13 protein-coding genes are annotated in these 13,467 nt (G+C 62.2%); 6 read left to right on the plus strand and 7 right to left on the minus strand.

Translation table 11 applies throughout. The features are described 5' to 3' along the window. The first annotated feature begins 27 nt into the window (after positions 1–27). The gene (locus L6639_RS05805; RefSeq protein WP_237859701.1) at positions 28–1,383 is read left to right on the plus strand and encodes a hypothetical protein; all 1,356 of its coding nucleotides are present in this window, start codon (positions 28–30) and stop codon (positions 1,381–1,383) included. Between the two features lie 201 nt (positions 1,384–1,584). On the opposite strand, the gene L6639_RS05810 is transcribed toward L6639_RS05805, so the two are convergent. The 4 genes from L6639_RS05810 to styA form a co-directional block, all read right to left on the minus strand. After that, positions 1,585–2,748 (minus strand): hypothetical protein, encoded by a 1,164-nt coding sequence (locus tag L6639_RS05810; protein WP_237859704.1) that lies wholly within the window; start codon positions 2,746–2,748, stop codon positions 1,585–1,587. Between the two features lie 77 nt (positions 2,749–2,825). After that, a complete protein-coding gene (locus L6639_RS05815) occupies positions 2,826–3,302 on the minus strand; it encodes a histidine phosphatase family protein (protein ID WP_237859706.1) in 477 nt (158 codons plus the stop codon). Positions 3,303–3,935: 633 nt separating this feature from the next. Beyond that, on the minus strand, positions 3,936–4,421 hold the full coding sequence (gene styB, locus L6639_RS05820; protein WP_237859708.1) for a styrene monooxygenase NADH-dependent flavin reductase subunit StyB: 486 nt from the start codon (positions 4,419–4,421) through the stop codon (positions 3,936–3,938). Between the two features lie 12 nt (positions 4,422–4,433). After that, a complete protein-coding gene (styA, locus tag L6639_RS05825) occupies positions 4,434–5,684 on the minus strand; it encodes a styrene monooxygenase subunit StyA (protein WP_237859710.1) in 1,251 nt (416 codons plus the stop codon). A gap of 106 nt (positions 5,685–5,790) precedes the next feature. On the opposite strand from styA, the gene L6639_RS05830 reads away from it, so the two are divergent. Together L6639_RS05830 and L6639_RS05835 are read left to right on the plus strand one after the other, a co-directional pair. Then, the gene (locus L6639_RS05830) at positions 5,791–6,714 is read left to right on the plus strand and encodes a LysR family transcriptional regulator (RefSeq protein WP_237859711.1); all 924 of its coding nucleotides are present in this window, start codon (positions 5,791–5,793) and stop codon (positions 6,712–6,714) included. A 30-nt stretch (positions 6,715–6,744) separates the two neighbouring features. Next, the gene (locus L6639_RS05835) at positions 6,745–7,767 is read left to right on the plus strand and encodes an LLM class flavin-dependent oxidoreductase (protein WP_237859714.1); all 1,023 of its coding nucleotides are present in this window, start codon (positions 6,745–6,747) and stop codon (positions 7,765–7,767) included. An 82-nt stretch (positions 7,768–7,849) separates the two neighbouring features. Here the strand turns inward: L6639_RS05835 and L6639_RS05840 are convergent, their stop codons facing one another. The 3 genes from L6639_RS05840 to L6639_RS05850 all read right to left on the minus strand — a co-directional run bounded on the left by L6639_RS05840 (position 7,850) and on the right by L6639_RS05850 (position 9,338). Further along, complete coding sequence (locus L6639_RS05840; RefSeq protein ID WP_237859716.1) at positions 7,850–8,308, minus strand: hypothetical protein; 459 nt, start codon at positions 8,306–8,308, stop codon at positions 7,850–7,852. A gap of 10 nt (positions 8,309–8,318) precedes the next feature. Next, positions 8,319–8,537: a hypothetical protein gene (locus L6639_RS05845; protein ID WP_237861285.1), complete on the minus strand. Its 219-nt coding sequence runs from the start codon at positions 8,535–8,537 to the stop codon at positions 8,319–8,321. 204 nt (positions 8,538–8,741) lie between these two features. Then, positions 8,742–9,338 carry a TetR/AcrR family transcriptional regulator gene (locus tag L6639_RS05850; RefSeq protein WP_237859718.1) on the minus strand — a complete coding sequence of 199 codons (597 nt, stop codon included), beginning with the start codon at positions 9,336–9,338 and terminating at the stop codon, positions 8,742–8,744. Positions 9,339–9,425: 87 nt separating this feature from the next. Between L6639_RS05850 and L6639_RS05855 the strand changes: the two genes are divergently transcribed. From L6639_RS05855 to L6639_RS05865, 3 genes are all read left to right on the plus strand, one after another. Beyond that, positions 9,426–10,736, plus strand: a complete 1,311-nt coding sequence (locus L6639_RS05855; protein WP_237859720.1) for an MFS transporter — start codon at positions 9,426–9,428, stop codon at positions 10,734–10,736. Between the two features lie 191 nt (positions 10,737–10,927). Continuing rightward, the gene (locus L6639_RS05860; RefSeq protein ID WP_237859722.1) at positions 10,928–12,025 is read left to right on the plus strand and encodes a glycoside hydrolase family 3 N-terminal domain-containing protein; all 1,098 of its coding nucleotides are present in this window, start codon (positions 10,928–10,930) and stop codon (positions 12,023–12,025) included. A 203-nt stretch (positions 12,026–12,228) separates the two neighbouring features. After that, complete coding sequence (locus tag L6639_RS05865) at positions 12,229–13,461, plus strand: efflux RND transporter periplasmic adaptor subunit (protein ID WP_237861286.1); 1,233 nt, start codon at positions 12,229–12,231, stop codon at positions 13,459–13,461. Positions 13,462–13,467: the final 6 nt, after the last annotated feature.

Genomic DNA, 13,467 nt, shown 5'->3' on the forward strand with positions numbered 1-13,467 from the left:
TGCCAAACGAGACTGGGAGGACACGCGATGAGACCAGTGCGTTTCACTCAGCTTCTACTGCTGCCGCTGCAGCTCCTGGGTTCGGCATACGCCCATGCCGGCTTGTCGGTCGACCCTGCGCGCGGCGAACAGACCATGCAGATTCCGGTGCCCGGCAGAAATGCCGAGATTTGCGTCGTCCCCAAGCACCTCGCCGCAGGGAGATATTTCGACAAGGACATCGAGATCGAGAGTCGGCTTTGCAATATCGACGAGCATCAGAATTCCGCTGTTTGTCCGAAACTCAACAGCACCAATCCGGGTCTTGACCTCTATTCACTCCCCCAAGGAGGCACTCCCCAACAGGTCGAGGCCGCTCGTTGCAACACTGCCGGCGCCCACAAGATAGCCAAATACAAGCTGAGCTCCAGCTGCAGCTACACGCCATCCATCCTCGGCTACTACCATCTGTCGCGCATGCTCGGTGGCATCGCTGACGTACCTCCGGCAGTTCTGCGCACGTTTGACCTGCAAAATCATATTGCCCTCGGTCGCGCGGCTCTGGCGGAGACCGCCTCGAACAGTCTTATTCATCAGACTTGGGCAAGCCTGATGGCGCAATTGACGGCAGGCGCGAATGGCAAGAGGCGGGATTCTCTGTTAACCACCGACTTCACCCAATCGTATGGCGCCCTTAGCGAAAATCCAAAGCACGAAAGCTTCTATAAGGAGTTCTTCAACGGCGGAGCCAACAACGTAGCCCGCGCGTCGAACTTCCGCGACAAGAACCCGATCGTGCAAATGCTGGCCCATAACGCGGACATCAGTACGTTGGTGGGACGAAGTTTCACAACCGAAAACGTTCAGAAGATGGTACAGCTCAAGGATGCCGCGGACTTGATCGTGATCGACACGCTGATGAACCAGCAGGATCGCTTCGGCAACATCCACTATCTTATGACCTATTACTACATCGACGCTGCCGATCTGGACGCGGATGGCAGCCCGAAGCTGAAGTCGAGCAAGAACTTGACGCCCGAAGAGGCTGCGAAACTGGGAGCCGTTCAACTCAAGAAGATGCTCCTGAAAGACAATGACTGCGGGGTCGCAAAGGAGAATGTTGCAAATCAAGTCGGCCTGGCCGGTCGTATTGCGCACATCGATCCAAGGACCTACCTCCTTCTTCAGCAACTTGACGCTGTTGCCGATTCCCCTGAAATGAAGGATTTCTTCGTCCGAGAACTGGTTTTTACTGCCGACGATTACGCCAACATCCGAAAGAATCTGAAGGACCTTGCGACCAAGCTGCATCAAGCATGTCTAAAAGGCGGCCTGAAGCTCGACTTGAATCTGCAGGCCCACTTCTCGAACCAAACAGTCAAAGTCACGAGTTGCGAGCCGTGAGAGCGATCACTCCGATGCCGCGGCAGCTGTATCCTGATCTGCTTGTCGTCAAGAGACGCATGAGCGAAGCCATTCCTGGATCGGCTGGGAATGCCCCAGGACTGCTCGGCCCGAAGTGAGTGAAACAGCATTCAACCGATGGCGGAGCACTTTGCTGCGGGCGAGTACGATAGCCGCGCCATTTCATTGCGTCTCGCAGACTCAGTCAAAGTAGGCTTTATCGCCGAACTTGGTTTCGGTAGCTCGGACATAGTCCAGCACAAGCCCTAAGTTCCTTCTGAGCCGCTGAACATTGATAGCCGCGCTGTTCTGGGAATAGAGACCGAGGTCGGTGACGAATACTTCAGGATCGGAATATCCGAGATAGCCGGTCGCGGGGGTGTCAAGGAATCGTTTCAGATCAGCCAGTTTCTGGATGACGCCGCGATCGAAGCGGCTGAACCAGGTCAGATTATGCGCGTTCCAACTGTCGCTGAGATCTGCACCGCCGTTATCAGTCATGTAGAAATGAGCGCGGCCTTGATCGTCTTTCCGGATCGCCACGTTGCCGCCGCTGTACCGGTCCCACTGCTGGGTGATGGCGTCGATCGTCATGATGACCGAATATTCCCGCGCGAGCTCGAGTTCGTCGCCGTCATAGCCGGTTTTCAAAGTCAGGCTCTTGCCTGCCATCGGTTTCTCATTCGCGGCCTGCAGGAACCGAATGATTGGATGACCGGCGTTCGGCGCGCCATTCGACGCGGCGTGGGTATTGGCGATCGCGTCGAACGCGACGCCCGTCTCATCCTTCTTGGCCTTGACACATCCCTTCAAGGGCGGCCCGGATTGTATGGCCTTCAATATCCGGGCCTTGTTGGCCAACCGTGCAGACCCGTGAATGCTGTACTTTCCGATAAGAGATCTGAACGCTTGGCTCGCGATCGGACCAAGCTCGTAGCGCGCGGCGGGGCGATATATCCGGTCGTATCCAAGGATGGTACTGAGATTGAAAGCCGCTATCTCGACGTCGGGATTGGCTGAGCTGTTCCGTGGGACGAAGGATCCGCGCGACTTATAGCCCTTCGGATCCGACGTATCGATCTTCTCGATCTTCATATTGATCGAGGTCGAACCGGACAACTCCTTGAATGTATAGCTGGAGCTATCCTCAAGGTTCATTCCCTTCCACTTCTTCATCCAATCCTTGCTGTCAGCTGAAAGCGATTGGCCCTGCGACTGGAGCGCTTCCGGCACTGGAAAACTCTGGATCTCGTAACCGGGCGGCGCGGCGCGCAAGGGAGCCGGCACAAATGCCGCAGCCAAAGCCGCCAGAAAAAACGTTCCTGTCACCAGAACGGATGTTCGCTCCTTCGGCAACCGATCCATTGTTTCCTCTCGAAATTGTTTCCTCTCGGAATTTTTCACCGCGACGGTCGATCGACCAGCGACCTTCAGACACGACGTCAGAACGGCTCCCGCACTTTCGTAACCTCGGGTGTTTCGCGATCCTTCGCAAACTTGACTTGAAGAATGAGATCGAAAACATCGCCTTTCCAAGGATCCGGATAATCGCCCGCCGATGCCTTCAGCGCATGCATCATTGGCGGAACATTTCCGTGATGCCAACAGACGACGACGAGCGCGCCATCAAAAGCATCGCTCTTGCGAAGGTGGTGAGCCAGCGCGCCGTAATCCTGATCGGCGTAGGTTTCATCGATTGTCAGGTGACATTGCCTGGCAAGAGGCTCCAGCGTCTGAATTGGACGCCGACTGTGCTTCGAAGCAGCGGTCGCAAATAGCCACTTCGGCTTTCCGAACGTCGCTGGAATGTATTGAGCCAGCCGTTGCGCGCGAGCTTTGCCGGCGGGAGTGAGGTCGGGATCAAGCGGATCGTCCGACTTTTCGCCGTGTCGCATTACCAAAATCACCTTAGCGGTCATGATAGAAATGCTCCCTATTGCCGTCTGCGGTCAAGCAACAGAATTTCTACACTGACGTTCCGCGATTTCGTTTCTTGCCTTTTCAGCTTGCGTGGCCGCTGATGACTGCCAAGCGCAGCCCAAGCTCGATGACCGGCACTGTTTTCCAGCAGGTCTTGTGTAGCAGGACTTCGCTCGACCAAATGTAAGCTAAATCACAGTGCCGATCGGGAGGTCGATCGTACACTCAAGCATACCGGGCGCTCATTTCCCGTCGCGGACTTCGGCTGCAATGAAATGGTTAGGCCGAATGCCACTTTATGGCGTATTCCCCGATTGGCCTGCTTCTCTGCGGTGGAATTGGATTGCACGACAGCTTAGACGAACCAAGAGGGTCAACAATGTCGAAAAGGCCATCCATTCAACATGAATACCATCCCAAACGCGATCGCCTGGAAATCACCATCAAGCATTACTCGCTCGAGAGGAAATCAGAGCGGGAGGATTTGGTGGAGCACCTTCTTAAAAGGCTTAAGAGGGGTGCAGGTCTCGCAAAGAAGCTCAAGCGCGCAAAAAATCCATGGAAGGAAACCAGAATACCTGAGGTAGGAGATTGATCGTGCGTAGATCGCTCATTTGCGATTGCCCGCGGCCTCATCTCTCCACCGGCACCCCCGCCCCGCGATGATACCGGCTGGAAAAGAACACCAGTGGCGTGGTGTCGCGATGGTCGCAGGCCGAGACTTCGGCGATGATCAGGGTGTGGTCGCTGACGTCGACGAGGCGGGTGACCTCGCAGGCGAACCAGGCGATGCATCCCTGCAGGCGCGGCAGGCCATCGACGATGTCGTAATCCGGAGCAGCGCCGGTGTTCGGCTGGCTGGCGAAATGCCGCGACAGGTCGCGGCCGTGGTCGGGCAGGACGTTGACGCAATAGCGGCCGGTGGCGGAGATCGCGCGGTGCATGCGGCCCGGCATGACGGAGACCAGCACGGTCGGCGGCGACAGGCTGACGGTGACAAAACTGTTCGCGGTCATGCCGCAAACGCTGCCGTGCTCGTCGAGCGCGGTCAGCACCGCGACGCCGGTCGCGAAGCGTGATGCGGCTTCGCGGAACGATGCGGGATTGGCGCGCTGCATCTTACTCTTCGCTCACGCGATCGCCCTGACGGGCTCTGACGGCGCCGACATGCGTTCGATCCAGGCCCGGATGCGCTGCGGCGTCGAGATGCGGTCCCACTGCCGGTCCGGATAGTTGAAATTCTCGGTGAACTCGTTGGCGAGCGCCGGGTTCTGGCTCATCGCGCCGATCAGCATGCCGAGCGCTTCCGTCGGCGGTTGCAGCATCACATTGGTCCAGCGCGAGGCCGCCAGCACGCGGTCCTGCCGCTTCAAATCGATCTTCTCGCAGAGGCGCGCATCGAGCGCGTCGGCGTTGACGATCTCCTCGCCGAGCACGAAGGCCGCGTAGGAGGCGACATTGGCGCCCTGCCCCATCATGGGGTCGACGATGGCGTGGACGTCGCCGAGCGCGATCGCGCATTTGCCGTCGTCGAACTCGACCATCGTGTTGCGCACGGTCGGGACCACGCCGCCTTGCAAGAGATCCTGCGGCTGCGCCAGATCGAACCTGAGGGTGTCGATGCGATCGTAGGTGGTGGGATGATGCTTCTCCAGCTTGCCCAGGAGCACCTGCAGGAAGTGCTTTGGATTGTCCTCGTAGCTGAGCGTCGCCAGCTCCTCCATGTCGCCGCCGGGCACGTTCTCCATCAACAGCGCGTTGGCGATGCCGCCGAAGGTGACGGTCGGGATCACGATCATCTCGCCATGGCCCGGCGACACCGAGAGCGTGACGTTCATGGGATCGGGCTGCCGCACGCCGGTGTAGAGCCCGACGCAGAGGCGCCGCTGCGGCTGCTGATAGGGCGAGTGCTCGGGACGATAGGTGAAGAGCTGGCCGAGCGGCCCCTTGCCTGTGGAGACGACGAGCAGGTCGAAGCGCGCGACCAGCGGAGCGATGTCGCGCTCCTCGATCCTGTTGTACTCGATCTTGCCGCCGCGCTTCATGAAGTCCTGCATCAGGGCAGGAAGATAGAGCCTGTAATCGACGGCGCGGCTCGCTTTCGAGAAGTCGCCGCGGAAGCTGAGCGGCTGCGGGAAGTTGAAGACGTGGTCGTGGTAGTAATAATGGTCCTTCGGGTCGGTCCAGTGATTGACGCCGAGATAGTCCTCGCGTGCGATCGTGACGTGGTGATGGGCGACGGTGTTGAGCAGCCTGAGGTCGCGATACTCCTCCGGCGGGCGGTCCGTGATTATCGTCGCATCCACGCCGTGCTTTTGCAGATACAGCGCGAGATGCAGGCCGGCGATGCCGGCGCCGACGATTCCGATATGGCGTCCCATGTTGATCCCTCCCCTGTGATTGCTTGTTTTGAGGAAGCCTAGCGATCCGCCGTATTGCCCGCTACGGAATAGATGGGATATAATTTATTCCAGACTGGAATGAATTATGGACCGGATCGATTGCCTGCGCGCCTTCGTTCGCACCCTCGAGGGGGGCAGCTTCTCGGCCGCGGCCAAGGAGCTCGGCATCGGTCAGCCCGCGATCAGCAAGCGCATCGCGATGCTGGAGAGCGAGTTCGGCACGCAGCTGTTTTCGCGCACGACACGTACGCTGAAGCCGACCGCCGAGGCGCACCGCATCTACGATCTCGCACGTCAGATTCTCGACAGCTTCGACATGGCGCGATCGAGTGTCGAGCACGCAGCGCCCCGCCCCACCGGGAGCTTGCGGATCGGCGTGCCGTCGTCGTTCGGGCGGCGCTACATGATGCCTGTCATCGCCGAATATGTGCGGAATTATCCGGAGGTGCGGGTCGATATCCGCTTCAGCGAGCGGCTCGTGAACCTGGTGGAAGAGGGCATCGAGCTGGCGTTGCGGATCGGAAATCTGGAGGCCAGTACATTGATCGCGCGCCGGCTCGGCACCGTGCAGCGCTATCTGGTCGCGACGCCGACCTATCTGCATGGCCGGCCGCTGCCGCGAACGCCCGACGATCTCAGCTCGCACCAGTGCATCGTCTATTCCAGGATGTCACCGGCGCAGCAATGGGCGTTCGAATCCGAGCACGGCCGTCACGTCGCATCGATCAACGGCCCCATTCACGTCGACGACGCCGATGCGATGCAGGAGGCGACGATGCACCATCTTGGCATCGCCATTTTGCCCGAATGGAATGCCGCGGAGGGTCTTCGCAGCGGCGAGCTCGAGCATGTGCTGCCGGACTACAGCATCGCCGCGCTGCCATTGCACGCGGTCTATCCCGAGACGCAGTGGATGTCGCTGCGTGCACGCAGCTTCCTGGATCTCCTGGTCGAGCGCGCCGGGCACTTTGTGCTACCGTCACCGCATACCCAACCCGCTAGCGGTTGACGCCGCTTCTTCCGGCATTAAATGACGCTCATGAAAAAGATCGGATTCCTGTCCTTCGGACATTGGACACCCTCGCCGCAATCGCAGACGCGCTCGGCGGCAGACACGCTGCTGCAATCGATCGAGCTTGCCGTTGCTGCCGAACAGCTCGGCGCCGATGGCGCCTATTATCGCGTGCACCATTTCGCGCGGCAGCTTGCCTCGCCCTTCCCGCTGCTCGCGGCCGTCGGCGCCAGGACCAGCACGATCGAGATCGGCACGGCCGTGATCGACATGCGCTACGAGAACCCGCTCTACATGGTGGAGGACGCAGGAAGCGCCGATCTGATCGCCGGCGGGCGGCTGCAGCTCGGCATCAGCCGCGGCTCGCCCGAGCAGGTGATCGACGGCTGGCGCTACTTCGGTTATCGCCCGGCCGAGGGCCAGAGCGATGCCGACATGGGCCGCCGCCACGCGGAAGTCTTTCTCGACCTGCTGCGCGGCCAAGGGTTCGCCGAGCCCAATCCGCAGCCGATGTTTCCGAACCCGCCGGGGCTGTTGCGCCTGGAGCCGCATTCGGCCGGCCTGCGCGAACGGATCTGGTGGGGCGCCGGCTCGAACGCCACCGCGGTGTGGGCCGCAAAGCTCGGCATGAATCTGCAGAGCTCGACTCTGAAGAACGACGAAACAGGCGAAGCCTTTCACGTGCAGCAGGCCGCGCAGATCCGCGCCTATCGCGCGGCATGGAAAGAGGCCGGCCACACCAGAGAGCCCCGTGTCTCCGTCAGCCGCAGCATCTTCGCGCTGATGGACGATCGCGACCGCGCCTATTTCGGCCGCGAGCGCGGCGGCGAGGACCAGATCGGCTTCATCGACCCACAGACGCGGGCGATCTTCGGCCGCTCCTACGCCGCCGAGCCTGACGCGCTGATCGAGCAACTCAGACAGGACGAGGCAATCGCCGCGGCCGACACGCTGCTGCTGACGATTCCGAATCAGCTCGGCGTCGACTATTGCGCGCATGCGCTCGAGGCGATCCTGAAGCATGTGGCGCCGGCGCTGGGGTGGCGATGAGGAGCCGCCGCGTAGGGCTCGAAGATCGAATGGATGATCTTCCGCGTCGATTTGATCGGGCAGCCCTTTTTGCTCAGCTCGGTCAGCCGCCATCCAGGCTGTGACTGATGCGCGTGACGACGCCGTCCCATTGCCGCTTCTCGGCCGCGGGATAATTGATCAGCACGCAATGCACGTAACGGCTCTTGAAGTTGCAGCGGTCGTACCAGATCTTGTCGCGCTTGATGCTGGAGACGACGAAGAAGTCCGGTGCGATCCGCTTGTAGACGATCCCCGACGGTGGCTGCTTCGTGGCGAGGAATGCGGCGGGCGAAATTCCGGGCTGGCGGGGAACGGCCTGCACGGTGAGGTCGGCGGCACCGTCGGATGTGCGAAATTGCTGGCCAAATCCGTCGGGCTTGCCGGCCTGCTCGGTAAAGATCGAGGTGGGAATCTCGACCGACGTTCCGGACTGGGGAATGCGATAGGTGGTCCAGTCGTCGGCCCGGGCGGCGGACGATGTGATCGCCAGCGCAACGACGATGGCAGCAGAAGTGTTCATGTCGACCTCTTCAGTTGCGCGTTGCCAGTTGCAGTTCCATCAAGGCAATCCTTTGCAGGTTCAGGATGTCGCGTTCGCCCGCGCCTGCGGTGCGCAGGATGGATTCGGCGAGCGCATTGACGTGCGAGGAATGCACGGGCTCCGGCAGGGTCGCGACCGCAGCTTCCAGGGCGATGGTCATGAGATCGATCACCTCCGGGGAAAATTCTGCGTTGGCAAAGTTCTTCATCTCGCGAAGCCGGCCGCTGGTGCGAGCCGCCGATCTAACGTCGGGAAAAACTGGAGGTTCCTGCGGCACCTGATCCAGTCCATCAAGCCGAGTTGACGCGCGTGAGGCCTTCGCGCCAATCACCAGGGCAATTGCGCCATCCTTCGACATTGCCGCAGGCGCGCTTCGCGCCACGATCTTCTCACATGAGATCGCGAAGCCCGCTCACCCCGCCTTCACGCTCGCATCGATCAGCAGCTTCGCGGCCGCGAGCGCCGACTGCGCGGGGCCGTCTTCGGATTGCTGGCCGGTGACGTAGATGCCTTCGATCAGGAGGAGAAGCGCATCACCCAGCACGTTCGGCTGGCGCGCGCCCATTTGGGCGGCGAGCTCGCGCAGGCGCTTGCGGAACACCTTCTTGTGCGCTTCGGCGACTTGCCGGGCCGGATTGTCCCGCGAGGGATACTCCACCGCGGCGTTGCTGAGGCCGCAGCCGCGATAGCCCCTGGCGACCGCGCGGGAGGCAAGCTGACCGATATAAGCGAGCACATGATCGCGCGCATTGCCGTAGGCCTTGCCGCCGGGCCGCTCGAAATTCTCCCAGAAGTTCAGATCGTAGTCGCGCAAATAGGCGGCGGCGAGATCGTCCTTGGAGGCGAAGCTGCGATAGAGGCTCGGCTTGGTGACGCCGGCGCGGTCCACGACCTCGTCGACGCCGACGGCGCGGATGCCCTCGCGGTAGAACAGCTCGCTGGCGGAGGCGCGGATGCGGTCGGCGGCGCGGAGCGGCGCCTCGGTGGGCTTTTCGGCTTTTTTCGTCATCTGGCTCCGAAGCCTCCAAGACAGGCTTGACAATGTTACTGACCGGTACGTACTAATACCGCAGCCCAATACGTACCGGTAAGTAACATGCCCTCATCCCCCGTTCAACCTGCCTCCCTTCAATCCTCCGCCATCTCCCGGCGGCCGTTCGGCCCAAACTACGCCTTCGTCGTCATTGCCGTGATCTTCCTGGCGCTGCTGGCCTCGGCCGGCCTGCGCGCGACGCCGGGCGTGCTGATGCTGCCGCTGCAGAAAGCCTTCGGCTGGGACGTCAGCGTGATCTCGTCGTCGGCCGCCGTCGGCATCTTCCTCTACGGCCTCGCCGGTCCCTTCGCCGCGGCCGTGATGCAGCGCTTCGGCATCCGCCGAACCGTGCTCGGCGCGCTCATGCTGATGTCGGTCTCGACGGCCATCAGCTATTTCATGACCGCGCCATGGCAACTGTTCATGAGCTGGGGACTGCTCTCCGGCATCGGCTCGGGCGCGGTCGCCAACGTGCTCGGCGCGACCATCGTCAATCGCTGGTTCACCACCAATCGCGGCCTCGTCATGGGACTTTTGACGGCGAGCACCGCGACCGGCACGCTGATCTTCATGCCGGGCCTGGCATCGCTGGTCGAATATGGCGGCTGGAAGCCCGTCGTGCTGACGGTGGCCGCATGCTGCGCGGCCCTGATCCCGCTGGTGTATTTTCTGGTGCCGGAGCGCCCCTCTGCGATCGGCCTGCGCTCCTATGGCAGCACGCATGAGGATCAACCCGCCGCGCCGGTGCAAGGCAATCCGTTCGTCGCGGCAATCGGCAACCTCATCCGCGCCGCGAAGACGCAGACCTTCTGGTTCCTGTTCGCGACCTTCTTCATCTGCGGCTTCACCACCAACGGCCTTGTCGGCACCCATCTGATCGCGTTCTGCGGCGATCACGGCATCTTCGAGGTGCAGGCCGCAAGCCTTCTGGCGCTGATGGGCTTCTTCGACCTGTTCGGCACCACGCTGTCGGGCTGGCTCACCGATCGCTTCGATCCGCGCAAGCTCTTGTTCTTCTATTACGGCCTGCGCGGGCTGTCGCTGATCTACCTGCCCTACTCGGATTTCTCCTTCGTCAGCCTCTCCGTGTTCGCCGTGTTCTACGGCCTCGACTGGATCGCGACCGTGCCGCCGACCGTGCGCATCGCCAACGAAGCCTTCGGCGACAAGAACGCGCCGCTGATCTTCGGCTGGGTGGTCGCCGGCCATCAACTCGGCGCGGCCTGCGCCGCGTTCTTCGCCGGCTTCATGCGCTCGTCGCAGGGCGATTATCTGCAGGCCTTCATGATCGCCGGCGCAACCGGCATCGTCGCGGCCGTGCTGTCGCTGATGATCGGCCGGCGGCCGGTGCAGCCGCAGCTGGCTGCGGCTTAGGCGACGGCAATCACCATTACGGCTGGTCGGCGCCAGGCGTCGACCAGCGATTTGAATATTGATTTTGTTAAGGAAATTTGAAATACATTGCCACGATGCGAGCCGCGCGCTGGCTCGCGCAGGAGCTGAGAGTTCGCGTTGCGTCCGGCTCCATCTCAATCAACCCTGACAATCTGTGGCGGTCCCGGCAGATGAGCGATTCCCTTCTTGCAACGGTTGGCGACCATTTCTTCATTGGCTTGAAGCCGACCAGCGTCCTCGATGACCGCGACCGCGCGCTGCTGCGCGATCTCCGGCCCGCCGGCGTCATCCTCTACAAGAGCAATTTCCGCCACGACCTGCCTTACCGGGACTGGCTCTCGGTCCACCGGGATCTGATCGATGCGATCCGCGATGCCTCGCAGCGCGACAAGCAGTTCATCGCGATCGATCACGAAGGCGGACGCGTCTGCCGCACGCCAGCCCCGATCACGCGCTTTTCCTACGCGGCGCGATGGGCCGGCACCGCGGAGCAGGTCGGCGACGCCATGGGCGCCGAGCTTGCGTCGCTCGGCTGCAACCTCAATTTCGCGCCGGTGCTGGACATTCACAGCAACCCCGCCAACCCCGTGATCGGCGAGCGCGCCCTCGGCCGCACGGCCGACGATGTCATCAAGGCGATGCTGCCGTTCGCCAGGGCGATGGAGCGCCAGGGCGTGCGGGCCTGTGGCAAGCATTTTCCCGGCCATGGCGACACGCAGGTGGATTCGCATCACGAATTGCCGGTGCTCGATCTCGATCTCGAGCAGATCAAGGCGCGCGAGCTCAAGCCGTTTGCCGCGGCGATCGCCGGCGGCATCGGGATGATGATGACGTCGCACATCCTGTACCGGAAGCTCGATCCCAACGATCCCGTGACGCTGTCGCGCACGATCACGCACGGGCTGTTGCGCGAGGCGATGAAGTTCGACGGCGTGATCGTGTCCGACGACGTCGGCATGCGCGCGATGGCGGGCCGGCTCGACGCGCCGGACTCCGGCGCCCGCTTCATGGCCGCCGGCAACGACATGCTGATGATCTGCTCGCACCTCACCGACACCGAACGCGCCCGCTTCCTCGCCCAATCGATCATCAACGGCGTCGACGCCGGCAAGCTCGATCCGGCGGTGCTGGCGGCTTCGAGCCAGCGCGTCCGCGCGATGCTCGACAGCACCGCGCAAAATCAGGTGTCGGAGTTGTCAGACGAGGTGCTCGCCCGCCATCGCGGAGCCGGCACTCAATTCGAGGCGGCGACCGTCGAAGTCGTCTAGCGCCCGCGCCCCCAGTCCATCCGCCAACCAACCGTTCATCGACGCCAGCGCCGTTGATCTCGATATGCTACGCGTGCTAATGTTACTGATGGTAGCACATGGATCCTGCCGATAGCAACTTCAGGTTGCTTCGTGCTAGGGAGATCCCGCCCCGGGCACGTCAGGCCTGGCGTCGGCGATCAGCTCAGGTGGTGGGTTTGAACGTGAAACGCGCAGCAAAACTCCTCATCGGCGCGCTGGTCGTGCTGCCGGCAGGCTATGCGGCCTATCATTTCAGAGATGATATCAAGAGCCTCAAGCTCCCGTTCGCGCTGCCCTTCATGCAGGCGGCGGAAGCCGAGCAAGGTCCCGCCGGGATGCCTCCACCGCGGCCGCCGGTCGCCGTGAAGGTCGCCGCCGCGAAGGCGGAGGACGTGCCGATCTACCTGACCGGCATCGGCACCATCCAGGCTTCCAACACCGTCAACGTGCAGAGCCGAGTCGACGGCGAGATCGTCCAGATCCTTTTCCAGGAAGGACAGGACGTCAAGCAGGGCGACATCCTCGCGGTGATCGATCCGCGCCCGTTCCAGGCCCAGTTCGATCAGCAGATCGCGGTCAGGCAGAAGGACCAGGCGCTGCTCGATGGCGCCCAGATCGACATGGAGCGCTATGACGCGCTGATCAAGACCGCCGCGATCTCGCGGCAGATCGTGGACCAGCAGCATGCACTGGTCGAGCAATACAAGGCGCAGATCCGCAACGACGACGCCCAGATCGAATATGCGCGCACGCAGCTCGGCTTCACCAACATCCGCGCGCCGATCGGCGGTCGGCTCGGCATCCGCCTGGTCGACCAGGGCAATTACGTGCGCGCGGTGTCGCCGACGACCATCGTCACCGTGACGCAATTGCAGCCGATCTCGGTGATCTACACGCTCGCGGCGGTCGCGGTCGGCCAGACCCGGCTCAGCCTCGGCCAGGCCGAGGCGCCAGTGGTCGCGCTCACCGCCGACAATTCGACCGAGCTCGACAAGGGCACGATCACGCTGGTCGACAACCAGGTCGACCAGGCCAGCGGCACGATCAAGCTGAAGGCGAGCTTTCCCAACAAGGCGCTGAAACTCTGGCCGGGCAATTTTGCCAACGGGCGGATCACGGTGGACACGCGCAAGAACGCGATCACCGCGCCGGCCATCGCCGTGCGGCACGGGCCGCGCGGGGATTTCGTCTGGGTCGCGAAGGCGGACGATACGGCCGCGTTCCGCCCCGTCACGGTCGGGCAGATTTTTGACGGACGCGCGCTGATCGACAAGGGCCTCGCCAAGGGCGAGCGCGTCGTCACCGACGGCTATTACCGGCTCGAGAATGGCGCCCGCATCACCATCGAGGGCCAGACGCCGACCGCCAAGGCGCAGTCCACCACTCAGCCGCGCTCCGAGTCCCGCGTTGACTGAGGCCCG

The sequence above is a fragment of the Bradyrhizobium zhengyangense genome, assembly GCF_022012555.1.
GTDB lineage: Bacteria > Pseudomonadota > Alphaproteobacteria > Rhizobiales > Xanthobacteraceae > Bradyrhizobium > Bradyrhizobium zhengyangense.